The 17,569-nt window shown below is 69.2% G+C and carries 17 protein-coding genes; 1 reads left to right on the plus strand and 16 read right to left on the minus strand.

The genetic code is table 11. The features are described 5' to 3' along the window. Nucleotides 1–426: 426 nt before the first annotated feature. From rpsN to ACZ0AA_RS12790, 8 genes are all read right to left on the minus strand, one after another. A complete protein-coding gene (gene rpsN / locus ACZ0AA_RS12755; RefSeq protein WP_042540535.1) occupies nt 427–732 on the minus strand; it encodes a 30S ribosomal protein S14 in 306 nt (101 codons plus the stop codon). A gap of 3 nt (nt 733–735) precedes the next feature. Beyond that, on the minus strand, nt 736–906 hold the full coding sequence (gene rpmG / locus ACZ0AA_RS12760; RefSeq protein WP_017203558.1) for a 50S ribosomal protein L33: 171 nt from the start codon (nt 904–906) through the stop codon (nt 736–738). Continuing rightward, nucleotides 906–1,142 carry a 50S ribosomal protein L28 gene (gene rpmB / locus ACZ0AA_RS12765; RefSeq protein WP_042540533.1) on the minus strand — a complete coding sequence of 79 codons (237 nt, stop codon included), beginning with the start codon at nt 1,140–1,142 and terminating at the stop codon, nt 906–908. The genes rpmG and rpmB overlap by 1 nt, the downstream gene beginning before the upstream one ends. A gap of 161 nt (nt 1,143–1,303) precedes the next feature. Further along, complete coding sequence (locus ACZ0AA_RS12770; RefSeq protein WP_463513139.1) at nt 1,304–3,424, minus strand: alpha-galactosidase; 2,121 nt, start codon at nt 3,422–3,424, stop codon at nt 1,304–1,306. Nucleotides 3,425–3,496: 72 nt separating this feature from the next. After that, a complete protein-coding gene (locus ACZ0AA_RS12775; RefSeq protein WP_463513140.1) occupies nt 3,497–4,831 on the minus strand; it encodes an ABC transporter substrate-binding protein in 1,335 nt (444 codons plus the stop codon). A 101-nt stretch (nt 4,832–4,932) separates the two neighbouring features. Continuing rightward, nucleotides 4,933–5,838: a carbohydrate ABC transporter permease gene (locus ACZ0AA_RS12780; RefSeq protein ID WP_463513141.1), complete on the minus strand. Its 906-nt coding sequence runs from the start codon at nt 5,836–5,838 to the stop codon at nt 4,933–4,935. Further along, nucleotides 5,835–6,764: a carbohydrate ABC transporter permease gene (locus ACZ0AA_RS12785; RefSeq protein WP_042540527.1), complete on the minus strand. Its 930-nt coding sequence runs from the start codon at nt 6,762–6,764 to the stop codon at nt 5,835–5,837. Before ACZ0AA_RS12785 ends, ACZ0AA_RS12780 begins: the two co-directional genes overlap by 4 nt. Beyond that, nucleotides 6,761–8,770, minus strand: coding sequence for a beta-galactosidase (locus tag ACZ0AA_RS12790; RefSeq protein WP_463513142.1), 2,010 nt, complete (start codon nt 8,768–8,770; stop codon nt 6,761–6,763). Before ACZ0AA_RS12790 ends, ACZ0AA_RS12785 begins: the two co-directional genes overlap by 4 nt. 140 nt (nt 8,771–8,910) lie before the next feature. Here ACZ0AA_RS12790 and ACZ0AA_RS12795 point away from each other — a divergent pair, with 140 nt between their 5' ends. Then, nucleotides 8,911–9,921 carry a LacI family DNA-binding transcriptional regulator gene (locus ACZ0AA_RS12795; protein WP_463513143.1) on the plus strand — a complete coding sequence of 337 codons (1,011 nt, stop codon included), beginning with the start codon at nt 8,911–8,913 and terminating at the stop codon, nt 9,919–9,921. Between the two features lie 7 nt (nt 9,922–9,928). On the opposite strand, the gene ACZ0AA_RS12800 is transcribed toward ACZ0AA_RS12795, so the two are convergent. The 8 genes from ACZ0AA_RS12800 to ACZ0AA_RS12835 are packed head-to-tail and all read right to left on the minus strand — an operon-like array spanning nt 9,929 to nt 17,493. Continuing rightward, nucleotides 9,929–10,624 (minus strand): DNA-3-methyladenine glycosylase, encoded by a 696-nt coding sequence (locus ACZ0AA_RS12800; RefSeq protein WP_463513144.1) that lies wholly within the window; start codon nt 10,622–10,624, stop codon nt 9,929–9,931. Between the two features lie 4 nt (nt 10,625–10,628). After that, entirely contained in the window at nt 10,629–12,512 is a 1,884-nt protein-coding gene (locus ACZ0AA_RS12805) for a hypothetical protein (RefSeq protein WP_463513145.1), read from the minus strand. After that, complete coding sequence (locus ACZ0AA_RS12810) at nt 12,502–13,266, minus strand: TIGR03943 family putative permease subunit (protein ID WP_463513146.1); 765 nt, start codon at nt 13,264–13,266, stop codon at nt 12,502–12,504. Before ACZ0AA_RS12810 ends, ACZ0AA_RS12805 begins: the two co-directional genes overlap by 11 nt. Nucleotides 13,267–13,288: 22 nt before the next feature. Continuing rightward, a complete protein-coding gene (locus ACZ0AA_RS12815) occupies nt 13,289–14,323 on the minus strand; it encodes a permease (protein WP_463513147.1) in 1,035 nt (344 codons plus the stop codon). Further along, entirely contained in the window at nt 14,320–14,736 is a 417-nt protein-coding gene (locus tag ACZ0AA_RS12820) for a Fur family transcriptional regulator (RefSeq protein ID WP_042540517.1), read from the minus strand. The genes ACZ0AA_RS12815 and ACZ0AA_RS12820 overlap by 4 nt, the downstream gene beginning before the upstream one ends. Before the next feature lie 44 nt (nt 14,737–14,780). Continuing rightward, complete coding sequence (locus tag ACZ0AA_RS12825) at nt 14,781–15,659, minus strand: metal ABC transporter permease (RefSeq protein WP_463513148.1); 879 nt, start codon at nt 15,657–15,659, stop codon at nt 14,781–14,783. Then, a complete protein-coding gene (locus ACZ0AA_RS12830) occupies nt 15,656–16,504 on the minus strand; it encodes a metal ABC transporter ATP-binding protein (RefSeq protein ID WP_463513149.1) in 849 nt (282 codons plus the stop codon). The genes ACZ0AA_RS12825 and ACZ0AA_RS12830 overlap by 4 nt, the downstream gene beginning before the upstream one ends. Next, nucleotides 16,501–17,493, minus strand: a complete 993-nt coding sequence (locus tag ACZ0AA_RS12835; protein ID WP_463513150.1) for a metal ABC transporter solute-binding protein, Zn/Mn family — start codon at nt 17,491–17,493, stop codon at nt 16,501–16,503. The genes ACZ0AA_RS12830 and ACZ0AA_RS12835 overlap by 4 nt, the downstream gene beginning before the upstream one ends. Between the last annotated feature and the right edge of the window lie 76 nt (nt 17,494–17,569).

Genomic DNA, 17,569 nt, shown 5'->3' on the forward strand with positions numbered 1-17,569 from the left:
CGGAGAACACGTCGTCGGGAGGAGAACACCTCGTGGGGTGCGGAGAACTTCTCGTTGGGAGAGAACACCCCGTCGGGAGGAGAACACCTCGTAGGGCGGAAGATGCCGCGCCAGAAGTCCGCCCCACAAGGAGAAGTCCGCCCCACGAGGCGACACGAAGTACCGCATGCAAGAGCACCCCGTCGGGAGGAGAACACCCCGTAGGGCGGAAGATGCTGCGCCAGAAGTCCGCCCCACAAGGAGAAGTCCGCCCCACGGGGCGCTGCGGATGCGGGGAGCGGATGCGGGAGCGGATGCGGGAGCGGATGCCGGGAGCGGATGCGGGGACGGCGCTGCGAAGGAGCGGATACCGCGGCATACCCCCGAACACAGCGAAAGGGGCGAGGATCCGAAGATCCTCGCCCCTTCAGGCTTGTCTGCTGAGACTTACCAGCTGGACTTGGTGACACCGGGCAGCTCGCCACGGTGTGCCATGTCACGGAAGCGGACGCGCGAGACGCCGAACTTCGTGAGGACACCGCGGGGGCGGCCGTCGATGACGTCGCGCGAACGCACGCGAGCCGGCGACGCGTTGCGCGGCAGCTTCTGCAGGCCGACGCGTGCGGCCTCGCGGGCCTCGTCGGTGGCGTTCGGGTCGACGAGGGTCTTCTTCAGCTCGGCGCGACGCTCTGCGTAACGCTCGACGATGACCTTGCGCTGCTCGTTGCGAGCGATCTTGCTCTTCTTAGCCATTGATCAACGCTCCTCTCGGAATTCGACGTGCTGACGGATGACCGGGTCGTACTTCTTGAGCACGAGGCGGTCGGGGGTGTTGCGGCGGTTCTTCTTGGTCACGTACGTGTAGCCCGTACCTGCCGTCGAACGCAGCTTGATGATCGGACGTACGTCCTGAGCCTTCTTGGCCATTAGAGCTTCACACCCTTCGCCTGGAGGTCCTTGACCACGTTCTCGATGCCACGGACATCGATCACCTTGATGCCCTTGGCGGACACGTTGAGCGTGATCTTACGACCGAGCGAAGCGACGAAATAGGTCTTCTTCTGCACGTTCGGGTCGAAGCGGCGCTTCGTCCGGCGGTGCGAGTGCGAGACGTTGTGACCGAAGCCGGGAACAGCTCCGGTCACCTGGCACACTGCTGCCATGATGGTGACTCCTTCTATACCGTGAGGCCGGACGGCCTCACCCAAGATCCCTTGTCTGCGCGCCACCCCGCACCGCCGATTTCTCGGCCGAAGAAGGGGGAGCACGCGAACTACGCACAGGAGTGTGCGCAGACAAAGAGTCAGTTTAGCACGGGCATGGCTCAGATTCGCACAGCCTCGAGCAGCAGCGCAGCGCCGGGAGCCAGCAGCGGCAGTGGCACTCCGACCGACTCGAAGAACGCTCCCGTGGCCTGGATCCCGGCATCCGTCCATCCGGGGCCTGCCACCTGATGGCGCGACACCGCACCGAGGTCCTCCCGCACGCGCAGCCGATACCGCTCCCCCGCCTGCAGCCCGGGAATACGGGTGCGCGGGGTGAAGGCATCGACCGATGCACCCAGGCGCACCCAGGCGAACACGCCCCGCGAACCGTCGACCGCGACGACGCCGTGCAGCAGGGTCTCGTCGTCGACCTCGTCGCTGCGCACCGTGACCCCCGAGTGCAGCAGCGGACGCAGCTCGCGGTACAGCGCGGTCCAGCGCGCCAGCGCCGCACGCTCGTCCTCCGTGCAGCCGGTGATGTCCCATTCGATTCCGGCGTGACCGAACAGCGCGGTCGTCATGCGGAACGGCAGGGATGCTGCGCGGTGCGTCGTCTCGGCGATCGGCGGACCCACGTGCGATCCGACGACCTCGGGCGGCACGAGCGTGCCCGTCCAGCGCTGGATGCGCTGGCGCTCGACCGGGTCGTTCGAGTCCGAGGCCCACACCCGCTGCGTGCGCTGCAGCACGCCGAGGTCGACCCGGGCGCCTCCGCTCGCACACGATTCGATCTCCAGTGACGGATGCCGTTCGTGCAGCGCGTCGAGCAGGGCGTAGAAGGCGGTGGTCTGCGCATGCACCGATGCGCGGCCCGTGTGCGGCGACACCGCCGCGTGCAGGTCGCGGTTGTGGTCCCATTTGATGAAGTCGATGCCGACCTCGGAGACCAGGGCGTCGAGGCGCTCGAGCAGGTAGGCCGCGGCATGCGGGTTCGCGAGATCGAGCACCTTCTGGTGGCGCCAGGTGGGCGAGTCGGGAGACGCCTGCAGCACCCAGTCCGGATGCTGCGCGGCGAGGTCGGACACCGGGTTGACCATCTCGGGCTCGAACCAGAGCCCGAACTGCATGCCGAGTCCGCGCACGTGCTCGGCGAGCGGTCGCAGGCCGTCGGGCCACTTGGCGTCGTCGATGAACCAGTCCCCCAGGCCCGACCGGTCATCGGGTCGACCGCGGAACCAGCCGTCGTCGAGGACGAAGCGCTCGACGCCGACGGAGGCCGCGGCCTCGGCGAGCGCGATGATCTTCGCCGGGTCGTGGTCGAAGTACACCGCCTCCCACGTGTTGAGCACGAGCGGGCGCGGCGTCGTGGGGTGCGCGGAGAACGCGCGCACGGTCTGGTGCAGGCGGGCGGACACCGAGTCGAGCCCGCTCTCGCCGTAGGTGAGGAACACCCGAGGCGACACGTAGGTCTCACCGGCCGCGAGCCGGATCTCGCCGGGCAGCAGCAGCTCTCCCCCACCGAGCACGGCCCCGTGCACACCGGCGCCTTCGGGCAGCCGCTCGACGCCGACCTCGAGGTCGCCGCTCCACGCGACGTGCGCGGTCCACAGTTCGCCCCGACGGAAGCCGAACCCGTCGGTGCCGACCGCGGTCAGGTAGGGCGCGTCATGCCCGCCACGGCCGCGGCGCACCTGTCGCAGATGCGCTCCGTGCCGAAGCGCCCCGCGCTGCGGGTGCCGCTCGCCGGTCCAGCGTCCGGTGTGATCGAGCACCTCCGTCGCGTGGGCAGGAACAGGCAGCAGGACGCGCGCGGCCAGCAGATCCAGCGGCTCCGCACCGTCAGCGGTGCTCGTCACCGACAGCTGCGCGGTCAGCACACCGACGGCGTCCAGGTCGAGCTCGAGGACCACCGAGACCTCGGCAGCGGCATCCGCGAACTCCGCCCGCACCGATGTCGCCGTCGCATCCCACCCGACCGACCGCAGCAGCGGAGCGCTGTGCAGACCGCCCCGGTGCCAGGCGAGAGCCGGGGCACCCGACCACCCGTCGGCCTCGACGGCGAGCAGCGGGAAAGTGCGCGGCGCGTCGAACGAGCTGAACGTGACCGACCCGGTCGACGAGGCCGAGAGCGCGTCGAGATCGGCAGCGTCGAGCGTCGCGCCCCAGTGCAGCAGGCGCGTTGTGGTCGTGTCGATGACGACGCTCACGCCGCCGGAGGTCAGATGGACGAGTTCGCTCATTGCTGCTCCAGACGGATCACAGACGAAAAGGGAGGCCCGCCCGTGAGCATACGGGCGGGCCTCCGGGAGGTGTTACTCCTTGACGGGGATCGACGCGGCCTTGAGCGCGTCGACGGTCGCCGTCTGACCCTTCTCGATCGCGTCGAGCAGCGTGCCGCTGCCCGAGACCGCGGCCTTGAAACCGTCGGACACGTCCGAGTAGGTCTGGGTCATGGTCGGGCCCCACGCGAAGTCGGGCGAGACCTGGGTGGCGGCGTCGGCGAAGACGTCGTAGATCTTCTGCCCGCCGTAGAACTCCACGCCCTCGGCGTAGACCGGGAGCTCGAGGCCGGCGGTGGTGGCCGGGTAGAGGTTGGCCGCCTCGGCGAGCGCGGTCAGCGCCTCATCCGACGTGTTGAGCCAGAGCGCGAACTTCGTCGCCTCGTAGACGTGCTCGCTGCCCTTGAGCACGGCGGTCGACGAGCCGCCCCAGTTGCCGGCGGCGGATCCGCCCTCCTCCCACTGCGGGAGGGGTGCGACAGCCCAGTTGCCCGCCGTGTCGGGTGCGCCGCTCGAGATCGAGTTGGCACCCCAGACGGCGGAGTTCCAGGTCCAGACCTGACCGGAGTTGTAGGCGTTGTTCCACTCGTCGGTCCACGCGGGGACCGTGGCGACGAGGTCGTCGTCGAGCATGCTCTGCCAGAAGTCCGCGACCGTGGTGGTGGCGTCATCGGCCAGCGAGACCGTCCAGCCCTCGTCGTCGCTCGAGAACCACTGAGCGCCGTCCTGCCAGGCGAAGCCCGCGAACTGGTTGATGTCCGACTGCGAGAAGTTGGTGATGTATCCGCCGAGGTCGCGGATCTTCACGGCGGCCTCACGGTACTCGTCCCACGTGGTGGGGATCTCGATGCCGTTCTGCTCGAACAGGTCGGCGCGGTAGAACAGCCCCATGGGGCCGGTGTCCTGCGGCACGCCGTAGACGCCCTCGGTGCCGAGCGTGACCTGTCCCCAGGCCCAGTCGACGAACTGGTCCTCTGCGGCGACGACGGCCTCGCAGGCGCTGAGGTCTTCGAGGCCGTCCTGCACGAGGAAGTTCGGCAGGGCGTCGTACTCGATCTGGCCGAGGTCGGGGGCATCCCCCGCCTTGATCTGGTTGAAGAAGTTCTGGTACGTGCCGCCGTTGCCGTTCGGGCCCGTCTGCACGTCGACCTGGATCTCGGGGTTGGCCTCGTTCCAGATCTTCACGACATCTTCGATGCCGGGGATCCAGGAGGTGAACTCGAGCGTGACGTCTCCGTCGGCCGGGGTGCACGAGGCTGCGGCGTCGCCGCCGGTGCCTGAGCTGTCTCCGCCGGATGCCGAGCAACCGGCGAGCGCGAACGCCGAGATGGCGATGACAGCGGCTGCCTTCATCTTCGAATGCTGCATTTCGATCCTTTCGTGGATGCGATGGGGTGGTGCGGGTGTGTGGTGCGGGTGTGTGGTGCGGGTGGTGCGGAGCCGTCCGGTCGGTCCGGTCGGCTGCCTGCTCACTTCAGGGCGCCGGCGCCCAGTCCGTTGCGCCAGAAGCGCTGGAGCAGGAGGAAGGTGACGATCAGCGGGATGACCGACAGCAGAGCGCCGATCAGCACGAGACCGCGGAGTTCTGGCAGCTGGTTCAGCTGGTTGTTCCAGTTGTAGAGACCGAAGACGACGGGGAAGAGGTCTTCGGAGCGGAGCATGATCATCGGCAGGAAGAAGTTGTTCCAGATGGCCACGAACTGGAAGAGGAACATCGTCACCAGCGCGGGGGTCATCAGGCGGATGCTGACGGTGAAGAACGTGCGGATCTCACCCGCGCCGTCGAGTCGACTCGCTTCGAGCAGTTCGTCGGGCACCGAGGAGGCCGCGAAGATCCGCGCCAGGTACACGCCGAACGGACTCACGATCGAGGGCAGGAAGACCGACCAGAACGTATTGGTCAGCTGCGCCTGGCTGAAGATCAGGAACAGGGGCAGCGCGAGAGCGGTGGCGGGCACGAGCACCCCGCCGAGCACGATGTCGAACATCAGGTCGCGGCCCGGGAACCGGTACTTCGCCAGGGCGTAGCCGGCCATCGCGGCGAGCAGAGTCGCGATGGCACCGCCGAGTGCCGCGTAGAGCACCGAGTTCATCAGCCAGCGCAGGTACACGCCGTCGCGATAGGCGAACAGCTCGGCGATGTTGTCGAGCAGGTGGAAGTCGGCGAACCACAGCGGAGCGGTGGTCAGGATGTCACCGGTCTCTTTGCTCGACGCGACCAGCAGCCACCACAGCGGCAGCAGGAAGTAGACCGTGAAGACGGCCATGATCAGCATGGCGCCCGTGCGGGAGATGCCCGACTCGCGAGCGGCCTTTCCGCGCGGAGCCTTGCCGCGGGAACCCCGCCCAGGGGCGACGATCGACATGGTGCTCATGCGTTCTGCTCCTTGCGCTGCATGTACTTCATGAATCCGAACGACAGCACGAAGGTCGTCACGGCGAGCACGACCGAGAAGGCGGCCGCCAGGTTGGTGTTCGGGATGGATGCCGTGGCGTAGACGGTCATGTTCGGGGTGAACGTGCTGGTCACCGCCGAGCTGAACGAACGGAACACCTGGGGCTCGGCGAGCAGCTGCAGCGTGCCGATGATCGAGAAGATCGCGGTCATCACGATCGCCGGGCGCACCAGCGGGATCTTGATCGACCAGGCGATGCGCCACTGGCCGGCGCCGTCGAGGATCGCCGCCTCGTAGAGCTCCTGTGGGATCGACAGCAGCGCCGAGTAGATGATCAGCATGTTGTAGCCGACGTAGACCCAGGTGACGACGTTCGCGATCGACCACAGCACGAGGTCGGCGCCGAGGAAGTCGATGTTCTTGGTGATGGCGGTGAACGGCGACAGGTTGGGCGAGAACAGCGAGCCCCACATGATCGCCGCGATGACACCGGGCACCGCGTAGGGCACGAAGAACGCCAGGCGGAAGAAGCGCTTGCCCCGCACGAGCGGCGAATCGAGCAGCAGCGCGAACAGCAGGGCGAGGCCGAGCATGACCGGCACCTGCACGACGCCGAAGGTCAGCATCCGCCCCATCGAGCTCCAGAACGCCTCGTTCTGGAAGACGAGCACGTACTGGGCGAAGCCGCCGAACACCTGCTCGGCCTTGCCGAAGGTGCCGTCACGCTCGACGACGAGCAGCGACTGCCAGAACGCGTAGGCGATCGGCACGACGTAGAACAGCGCGAAAAGCACGCCGAAGGGCACGATGAGGAACGCGATGGCGCCCTTGTGCGGAATCCGTCGGCGGCGGCCCGGCGCCCGAGGCGCTGAGGCGACCGCCGGAGCGGTGAGCGTGGTGGTCATACATCCTCCTTGATGATGCGGACCGCCCCGGCCGGCACGAGTCCGGTGGAGGGGGCGTCGGTGACGAGGTCGTGGCCCGCGGCCGCGATCTCGACATCGGTCGATCCGTGGTTGATGACGAACAGGAACGAGCCGGCGTCGCCGGTGCGGCGCACGATCTCGACGTCGCGGTCGGCGCCGGGTGTGGGGGTTGCTCCCGCCGATGCGGCGAGCTGCGCCACCAGTCGGCGGTAGTCCTCGCGCGCGGGCTGCGTGCCCAGGAACCAGGCTTCGCCCTCGCCCGCCGTGCGGCGCGTGATCGCGGGTCGGCCGGCGGCGGGGCCGTCGACGAACGAGGCGACGACCTCGGCATCCGTCGTCTTGAGCCGTTCGCTCCAGATCGTGCCCGTCGTGCCGTCGCTGAGGGTGACGGACTCGTCTGGGCGGAGCGGTGCGAACTCCTCCGAGCGGATGCCGAGCAGCTCGCGGAACGCGCCGGGGTACCCGCCGGTGCGCACCCGGTCTTGCTCGTCGACGATGCCGCTGTAGAAGGTGATGAGAGCCGTGGCACCGTTCTCGACCGCGCGGGCGATCGCCGCGGCATCCGCATCGCTGACGAGGTGCAGTGCGGGCACGATCAGCAGACGGTAGTCGTCGAGCTCTGTGCCCGGGCGCACGACATCGGTGGTGATGCCGGCATCCGCCAGCGCCGCGTGGGCGGCGTGCACCTGGCCGAGGTAGGTGAGCGCCTCGCTCGGCCGACCCTCGTTCTCGGTGGCCCACCAGCTGTCCCAGGAGAAGAACAGGGCGGCGTCGGCGGCGACGCGGGTGCCCGCGACCTCGCCGAGACGCTCGAGCAGCCCGCCGAGCTCGACGACCTCGCGCCACTGGTCGGAGTCCTCACCCGCATGCGGCACGAGGGCCGTGTGGTACTTCTCCGCGCCCTGGGTCGACGCGCGCCACTGGAAGAAGCAGATGCCGTCGGCGCCGCGGGCGATGTGCGCGGCGATGTTGCGCTGCATCTCGCCCGGGGCCTTGGCAAGGTTGTACGGCTGCCAGTTCACCGCGCCGGTCGAGGTCTCCATGAGCAGCCAGGGTGCGCCCTGCGCGAGGCCGCGGGTGAGGTCGGCGGCGAACGAGAGCTCACCCCGCGCGTCGTCGAGGCGGCGGTCGAGGTAGTGGTCGTTGGCGATCAGATCCATGTCGGCCGCCCACGACCAGTAGTCGAGGTTGCGGATGTGCGCGGTGACCATGAAGTTGGTCGTCACCGGCACGTCGCTGCGCTCACGCAGGATCGCGGCTTCGGCGCGGTAGAGAGCGAGCTGCTCGTCGGAGCTGAACCGCTGGAAGTCGAGGATCTGACCGGGGTTGCGCAGCGAGAGGGCCTGGGCGGGCACGCGCACGTCGTCGAAGTCGCTGTACCGCTGGCTCCAGAACGTCGTGCCCCACGCGCGGTTCAGCGCGTCGATGTCGTCGTAGCGGTCGCGCAGCCAGCCGCGGAACGCCTCGGCGCTCGTGTCGCAGTAGCAGAGCGCGTTGTGGCAGCCCAGCTCGTTCGACACGTGCCAGAGCGACACGGCGGGGTGGTCGCCGTAGCGCTCGACCACGCGGGTGACGACCTCGGCGGCGTAGGCGCGGAAGATCGGCGAGCTCGGGCAGTAGCCCTGGCGGCCGCCCTGCTGGAAGACGGTGCCGTCCTGGCCGACCGGGAGGATCTCGGGATGCTGCGCGGTGACCCAGGGCGCGGGAGAAGCGGTGCCGGTGCCGAGGTTGATGCGGATGCCACCCTCGTGCAGCAGCGCGATGATCTCGTCGAGTGCGGTGAAGTCCCACACGCCCTCGGCGGGGTTGATCGACGACCAGCCGAAGATGTTGATCGCCACGAGTCCGACGCCGGCCTGCTGCATGAGCCGCACGTCGTCGGGCCAGACGCTGCGGTCCCACTGCTCGGGGTTGTAGTCGCATCCGAAGACGAGGCCGCGCCCTGCGGAGAGGGTGGCGATGCGGTCGGACACAGCGGCGGCCATCGGTGACGCTCCTTTGCGGATCATGTGTGCACGTGCACAGTTCGTGTCACGAAGACGACGATCGGTATTTCTGTGAACGTGCACACATCGTCGCACGACGTGGCGAATCCCGTCAAGTCGCGGTCGCTAGGCTGTCGATCATGAGTACTTCCGCCCGCCGTCGCAGCACCGTGCACGACGTGGCGCGCGTGGCCGGGGTCTCCAGGGGAACCGTCAGTCGCGTGATCAACGGCGGGTACGTGTCGGATGCCGCGCGCACCGCCATCGAAGACGCTATCCGCGAGGTCGGCTACGTGCCGAACACCGCGGCCCAGAACCTCGTTCGTCAGCGCACCCAGGCCATCGCGTTCATCGTGCACGAGCCGCACGCCCTGTTCCTCGAAGACCCCAACATCGGCGCGATCATGCTCGGCACCAACGAGACGCTGTCGGAGGCGGACTACCAGATGGTCTGCCTCGTGGTCGACTCGGTGCGCGACACCGAGCGCGTCGCGCGATACCTGAACGGCGGGTTCGTCGACGGGGCCGTCATCGTCTCGGCGCGAGCACAGGATCCGATCACCAAGGCCGTCATGCGGCTGGATCTGCCCGTCGCCTACGTCGGTCACCCGCCCGATGTCGACGCGGCCTGGGTCGGCGTCGACAACCGCGGCGCCGCGCAGGCCGTGACCTCCCGACTCATCGCCACCGGGCGCACACGGGTCGGCATGATCGCCGCCGCGCTCGACCGGGATTCGGGCACCGACCGCCTCGCAGGGTTCACCGATGCGCTGGGCGCAGCCTTCGATCCGGACCTCGTCGAAGAGGTGCCGCTGTACTCCTACGCCGACGGCGCCGCGGCGATGACGCGTCTGCTCGAGCGTGCGCCCGACATCGACGGCGTGTTCGCCGCGTCAGACGCCGTCGCGGCCGGCGCGATGTGGGCGCTCCGCGAAGCCGGACGCCGTGTGCCCGACGACGTGGGCGTCGTGGGCTTCGACAACAGCACTTGGGCGACGCGCACCACCCCCCTGCTCTCGACCGTCGATCAGCCGGCCGAAGGGCTGGGTGCCGCAGCCGCGGCATCCGTCCTCGCGCAGCTGCGCGACGATCAGCGCCCGCGGGAGGGCATCATGCTGCCGACGCCGGTGGTGTGGAGAGACTCGGCCTGACCCGGGCTCAGGCGCGGCCGAGAGACTCGGCCTGAGCGCCTCTCCCCCAGCGGAACGGCGAGACCGTCGGGTCGCCGGCGATCCAGAAACGCCACGGGAACGCCTCGGTGCCGGCGATGCCAGCCACGCCCACTCGCGGGCCGGTCGCCACGTCGGTGACCGGCACGTCGCGCAGCCACAGCTCCGCGCGGGCGCCCTCGAACTCCTCACCCGTGACCGCATCGATGCCGTCGTGGATCGGATGCCGCAGCCCCACCGCCTGGCCGAATCTGCCGGGCCCCTTGGCGAGGTCGCGCAGTGCCGTTGCCGTCAGCGGGGTGTTCGCGCGACGGCGCACGGCGACGGCATCCGCCCCGTGCACGACCTCGCCCGCGCGCAGCAGGATTCCTCCGGCCTGACCCTCCGACCCCGAGACCACATTCACGCACGAGTGGATGCCGTGGCTCAGGTAGACGTACAGATGCCCCGGCTCGCCCCACATCGTCGCATTGCGTGCGGTGCGGCCCATGCGGGCGTGAGAGCCCGGATCGGCCTCCGGTCCGGTGCCCTGGCCGTGATACGCCTCGACCTCGGTGAGCCGGAGGCGCACCTCGGAACCCGCGACGACCGTCCGCAGCTCTGCGCCGAGCAGCAGTGGCGCGACCTCGACCGGCAACGCGCTCAGCTCGGCGCGGGTCGCTCGGTGCAGGGCATCCGTCGGCATGGGCTCAGAACTGCGGCGCCGTCTGGCACCACGAGGCGTCGAAGCCGGTGAGGGCCACGATCTCGTCGCCCGTGCGCAGGTCGAGCAGGTGCGTCTCGAGGTTCTCGGGCAGCGGCAGGCGCATCTGGTCGTAGGGGTTGTCGGCGAGATCCGGCGCGATCACGACCGCGGCGTACTGACCGCTGGGCGACGCGCAGGCCTGCAGGATCGAGTCGGTCGAATCGACCTCGACGAGGGGCGTCGCCGCGCCCTCGTCGTCGACGCGGACGACGGCCTGGCCGATGGGCAGCCCGCTCTCATCGCGCGAGACGACGTGGCGCAGCGTGCCGCCGGGGAATGGGGTGATCGTCATCGCGGAGCCGTAGTCGGGAGTCGATGCCGCGAGCGGCACCTCCGAGCCGTCGGTGAGGTTCAGCTCGACCACCGAGCCGTCGAGTCGCTCGACTATCGCCGTGTAGGTGCCGCGCGAGATGCCCTGAATGGTCGTCGCGAGTCCGAGGGACTGCACCCCGGCGTCGGTCGTGCGATCGACCAGCGAGAGCGCACCGTCGAAGTCGATGAAGAGCATGGCCGCACTGTCGGGCACGAACTGCCAGACGAAGACGTTCGCCTCCTTGTCACCGACCTCGGTGACCACAGGCTCGTCATCGCCGCTGAGCGACTGCGTGACGAGCACGCTCGCCCGCCCCTCGGTGTCGGTGAGCTTCTTGTCGGAGTAGCTGTAGCCGACCAGGCCGCCGCGGTCGGACACCTGGATCGCGCCCACATACCCGACGCCGGGCAGCGTCAGTTCGCGCGGATTCCTGCCGTCGCGGTCCATCACGAGCAGCTTCGAGCCCTCGTCCTCCTCGACCGAGACGACGAGCTGCGATGAGGTCGCGCGGAAGTCGTTGATCTTGTCGGCCGCGAAGACGGGCTGCGCCTGCTCGCCGGTCAGGTCGGTGCGGAAGATCTGATCGTCACCGTCGGCGTCTCGGCGCAGCAGGAAGATGTTCGAAGCCGGAGTCGAGAAGCTCGTCGAGAGCGTGTCGCGGGGGCCGCCTCCGGCGCCCACCGCATCGGCGATGTTCACGGTGTACTCGGTGTCGTCGTCGAGCGGAACGGTGAAGCGGATGCCGATGCCACGCCCCGCCGCATCCAGCGTGAACGGCACGGCCGGTTCGACTGTGACCTGCGACTCGTCGATCGCCGCCAGCGACTGGTTCGCCGTGAGGATGACGCGGCTGCCCGAGGTCTCGATCGCCTCGGTCGGATTCACCTGCACGTCGGTGATGCGCGGACCCTGCGTGAGGCTGACGACGCCGAGTCCTGCGCCGACGAGCACCAGGATGCCGAGCACGGCGCCGAGCGCCAGCAGGAAGCGACGGTCGCTCGAGGCCGCGGGCTTCTCGGACTTCGGCGCACTGGCGGGCTTCGGCGTCTTCGCGGCCTTCTCGGGCTTCGGAGATTTTGCGGCCTCAGATGCCTTCGCGGGCTTCGGCGTCTTCTCCGGCTTCGGCGGCTTCGCGCGCTTCGGCCTCTTGTCGGCCCTCGGTTTCTCGCGCGCGGGGGCCGCGTCGTCCGTCGTGGAACGAGCAGGGGGCACATAGTCGGCCGAGGAGTGAGCCGCGAACGTGGTCGTCGAGTCGGCATCCGGCGGGACGAAGGTCGAACGCGTCGGACGCACATCACCCGTCGGGCGATCCGCGGGTGATGCCCCGCCTGTCGAGCGAACCGCAGGTGAGGCGATGCGCGGGTCCGTCGCGGGAGACGTGTGGTCTCGGTCGGCTCCGCCACCCTCGCTCGGCGAGGGAGACGCGGCCGCAGCCTCAGCCTCGCGCGCGGCACGCAGCTCGGCGCGGGTGCGTGGCACCACCGGCTCGTCGGGGCGCTCGTCGTCAGTACTCATACGGGTCCTGAGGCTCGTCGATGGCCGTGACCGTCGTCGGTTCGACGTGCAGCGATCCGTCGGCATCCGCCTTGACCGTGCCCTCGACCTCGACCCACTGGCCGGTGTCGAACTCTCCGGCGTCGATCGTCACCGGCAGGGTCGCCGGCTGGGCATCGATCACGCAGTGCGTGATGACCAGGCGCGTGAGGTTCACGCCGTCGGCATCCGTCGGGGTGACGAAGCCGGTCAACGTGACCGTCTTGCCGTCGTAGGCCGCGGTGTTGGTCGCCGTCGAGAACACGCTCGCCCAGTCGCCCACGCCGAAGGTCGCGGTGTCGGCGACTCCGAGGGTCACGTCGTCGGCACCCGCGAACAGGGCGGTCTGCTCGCCCACACGCGACATCGCGAGTTCGACCGACAGCGACGCGGGAGGCAGCACGAGTGCGGCGATCACGACGCCGGACGCCACGACTCCGCCGGTCACGGTGCCGGCGAGGGCGAGAGAGCGGCGGGGCGAAGCCGCGGCATCCGCCTCGTGGCTCTCACCATGGTCGTGGCCGTGATCGCCCTCTTCGCCGAGCGGCAGCGTGCACGACCAGATCGCGCCCGCGAGGGTCACGACGGCGGCGGCGCACGCGAACCACACCGATTCGGGACTGATGTAGAGGTTCAGTCGTCCGGTCAGACCGAGTCCGAGAGTGACGACCGAGATGACGGTGGCGAGGCCGATGCCCAGCCAGCGGGTGCCGAGGGCACGGGCGCGCGAAGGCACCTGCGGCGCCTGCGAGGAGTGCTCAGACAAAGACGTTCACCCCGATCCCGATCGCGAAGGCGGCGAACACGACCACGCCGACGATGCCGACGAGGGTGCGGGTGGTGAAGGTCGTGCGCATCAGCGCGAGCATCTTGACGTCGACCAGCGGGCCGACGAGCAGGAACGCCACGAGGGCGCCCGACGAGAACGTCGAGGCGAACGAGAGCGCGAAGAACGCGTCGACGTTCGAGCAGATCGCGACGGTCATCGCGAGCGCCATCATCGCGAGGATCGACAGCACCGGGTTCGAGCCGATGGCCAGCAGCACCTCGCGCGGGATCAGCACCTGCACGGCTCCGGCGAGCGCCGAGCCGATCACCAGCGCGGGCATGACCGCGCGCAGCTCGACGAGGAACTGGGTGAGGCTGCGGCGCATCGGCGTGCCGTGCTCGTGGGTGACGCGGTCGCAGGTGTCGATGAAGCGCTGCGTGAGCAGAGAGTCGGGCGAGGGGTGGCGGCTGTAGATCCAGCCGATCAGGTTGGCGATCAGGTAGCCGCCGATGAGACGGGCGACCAGGATGCCGTCGTCGAAGCCGAACGCCGCGTGCGTGGTGAGGATCACGATCGGATTCACGATCGGCGCCGCGATCAGGAAGGTCAGCGCCTCGGCCGGCGCGAGTCCACGCATCATCAGACCGCGGGCGAACGGCACGTTGCCGCACTCGCACACGGGGATCAGCATGCCCAGCAGCGACAGCACGGCACGGCGGGCCCATGCGCGCTTCGGCAGCCAGCGGTGGATGACGTCGGCGGGCAGCCACACCTGCACGACGATCGAGAGCAGCACGCCGAGGACCACGAACGGCAGTGCCTCGATGAGCACGCTCAGCGCGAGGGTCAGGCCGTCCTGGGCTCTGCTCGGAAGACTCGCGGTGAAGAGCGTCGGCAGGAACCGGTCGACCAGGAAGAGCGCGGCCACGATCGCGGCGCCGAGGGCCACCCCGATCCACGGCGAGCGCGGCGATCGGGTGGGACGGTGCGACTGCACCGTCCGTGGAGCGGCCTGGGTGGTCACGCGTTCGCTGCCTCTTCGGCATCGCGCTTGTTGGTGCACGAGGCGCACAGCCCGAAGATGTCGACGACGTGCGCGGCATCCGTGAAACCGTGCAGAGCGGCGGTGCGGTGCGCCCACTGCTCGACGTCCGTCGCCTCGATCTCGACCGTGAGTCCGCAGTTGCGGCAGATCAGGTGATGGTGGTGGCCCTGGGTCGTGCAGGCGCGGTAGAGCGCCTCGCCCTCGGGGCTCTGCAGCGAGTCGGCATCGCCCGCGGCTGCGAGCCCGGCCAGCGCGCGATAGACCGTCGCGAGGCCGATACCGGTGTTGTCGTCACGCAGCGAGGCATGCAGGTTCTGCGCGCTGACGAACCCTCGCGCGTCGGCGAGGGCTTCGCGCACGCGATCGCGCTGCCAGGTGTTCCGCTGAGCCATACCCACGATTCTAGGCGCGCCCCCCTTGCCGGGCCCTGGGAAGGTCAGGCCCGCACTCGTCGCACACCGCCGCGGGCACGCTGGATGATCCAGCACACGACATAGATCGTGAACGACAGCGTCGTGATGTACGGGCTCACCGGCAGCGTGCCCGCGAGTGCGAGCAGGATGCCGCCGACCGCCGACACGAAACCGAACAGCGCAGCGAGCAGCGGCACCGCGACCGGCCCGGCGGAGACGCGCATCGCAGCGGCCGCAGGAGTCACGAGCAACGCCATCACGAGCAGCGCACCGATGATGTGCACGCTGACCGCGACGATCAGCCCGAGCAGCACCATGAACAGCAGGCTCACGGCACGCGTGGGCACGCCGCGGGCGGCGGCCGACTCGGGGTCGAGCGAGTCGAAGCGCAACGGGTTCCACATGAGCAGCAGCCCGAGCAGCACGACGATGCTGATGCCGAGCAGCCAGCCGAGGTCGGGGCTCGACACAGAGACGATCTGCCCGGTGAGCAGACTGAAGCGGTTGGCGCTGCGGCCGTCGTAGAGCGAGAGGAACAGGATGCCGAGGCCGAGGCCGAACGGCATCAGCACGCCGACGATCGAGTTGCGGTCGCGGGCCTTGGCCCCGAGGATGCCGATCAGGATCGCCGCGACGAGTGCGCCGCCGAGCGAGCCGACCACCACGCTGCCGCCGAACAGCAGCGCCGCGGCAGCACCCGCGAAAGAGAGCTCGCTGACCCCGTGCACGGCGAATGCGAGGTCGCGCTGCATCACGAAGACGCCGATGAGTCCGCCGACGATCCCGAGCACCGCTCCGGCGATGATCGAGTTCGCGAGCAGGGCGACGAGCTCGCCGTAATCCTGGAACGAGAAGACGTCGCTCCAGTCGACGGCCTGGACGATGCCGGTGATGACGTTCATGCGGCACCTCCGTGATCGTGGTCGTGCTCGTGGTGGGGCTCGGCATCCGGCACTCCGACGACGACCAGCCGGTCGCCCGCCCGGAGCACGAACACCGGGGTGCCGTAGAGCTCGGTGAGCACGCGCGTCTGCAGCACCTCTTCGGGGGTGCCGAGCACGAACCGACCGCCCGCGATGTAGAGGATGCGGTCGACACGGCCGAGGATCGGGTTGATGTCGTGCGTCACGAACAGCACGGCGGCACGGCGATCGCGGCGCTGACGGTCGATGATGTCCGTGATGGCGACCTGGTTCGCGAGGTCGAGGTTCGACAGCGGCTCGTCGCACAGCAGCAGATCCGGCTCGTCGGCGAGGGCCTGGCCCACCCGCAGCCGCTGCTGCTCTCCGCCCGAGAGCAGGCCGACGCGGCGCTCGGCGTAGTGGGCGGCTCCGACCGAGGCCAGCAGCTGGTCGACCTTGGCCTTGTCGCCGCGGTGCGGAACAGGGAAGCCGAAACGGCTGCCCTGCACGCCCAGAGCGACGAGATCGCGGGCACGCATGCTCGTGTCGGGGGCGAGCGACCGCTGCTGCGGGATGTATCCGATGCGCGGATTGCCCTTGCGCACCGGTTCGCCCGCGACGCTGATCTCGCCGGCCGACAGAGGCTGCAGGCCCAGGATGCTGCGCAGCAGCGTCGTCTTTCCCGATCCAGACGGACCGAGCACGGCGATGAACTCGCCGGGGTCGACCGTGAGGTTCAACCCCGACCACAGCTCCCGGTCACCGCGCTGGAGGGCGGCTCCGCGCACCTCGAGCACCGGGTTCGACTTCTCGGCTCCTGCCCGCGCGTCGGCGGCGGCTCTCACGACTGCAGCGCGTCGGCGAGGCTCTGGATCGCGTCACTCATCCACTCAGAGTACGACGATCCTTCGGGCAGCAGCTCAGTGAAGGCGACGAGCGGGATGCCGGCATCCGTCGCGGCGTCCTCGACGCGCTGCGTCTCGGCTCCGCCGGTCTGCGCGTTCGTGAGCACGGCCGCCAAATCGCCGCCTTCGACGACGTTGAGGGTGTCGAGCAGTGTGGCGGGGGCGACGTCGCTGCCCTCCTCGACCGCCTCCGCGAAGCCCTCGGGAGTGACGTCGGTGAGCCCGGCGGCTGCGGCGAGGTATCCGGGCAGCGGCTCGGTGATGATCACGTTCGCACCGGCGGCATCCGTCTTGAGCGTCTCGAGGTCGGCCTCGAAGCCCTCGAGGTCGGCGACGATCTCCTCGGCGTTGGCGGTGAACTCCGCCTCACCGTCGGGGTCGATGGTGGCGAGCTCGTCGGCGATCGCCTCGACGACGTGGATCATCGTGTGCGGGTCGAACCAGACGTGCTCGTTGAAGCCCTCGATGTGGTTGTGGCCCTCATGACCCTCTTCACCTTCGGCATGGTCGTGGTCGTGCTCCGCCTCAGCCTCGTCATCCGAGTGCTCGTGGCCCTCGTTGCCGGGGAAGTCGTGCGAGAACTCGACGGCGCTGACCACGTGCACGTCCTCGGCGTCCTGCAGCAGGGTGTCGATGAAGCCGTCGTAGCCGCCGCCGTTCTCGATCACGAGGTCGGCCTTCTGCACGGTCAGGCGGTCGCGGGCCGAGGCCTCGTACGAGTGCGGGTCCTGGGTCGCCGAGGTGATGATCGATGTCACGTCGACGCGGTCGCCGCCGATCTGCTCTGCGAGCGAACCGTAGACGTTGGTGCTCGCGGCGACCGTGACCGCGCCGCCGCCGCCCTCTCCCGCTGCGGGAGTGGTGGAGCATCCGGCGAGCGAGAGTGCGGCGACGGATGCGATGGCGAGGGCGACGAGCGGCTTCTTCATGCTCTCACTCTAAACGCTAATGAGAACCATTATCAAATTGGCGGGGAGTTGGGGTGCCGTTCGCGCCCGTCTGCAG

It is taken from the genome of Microbacterium sp. AC035, assembly GCF_979258485.1.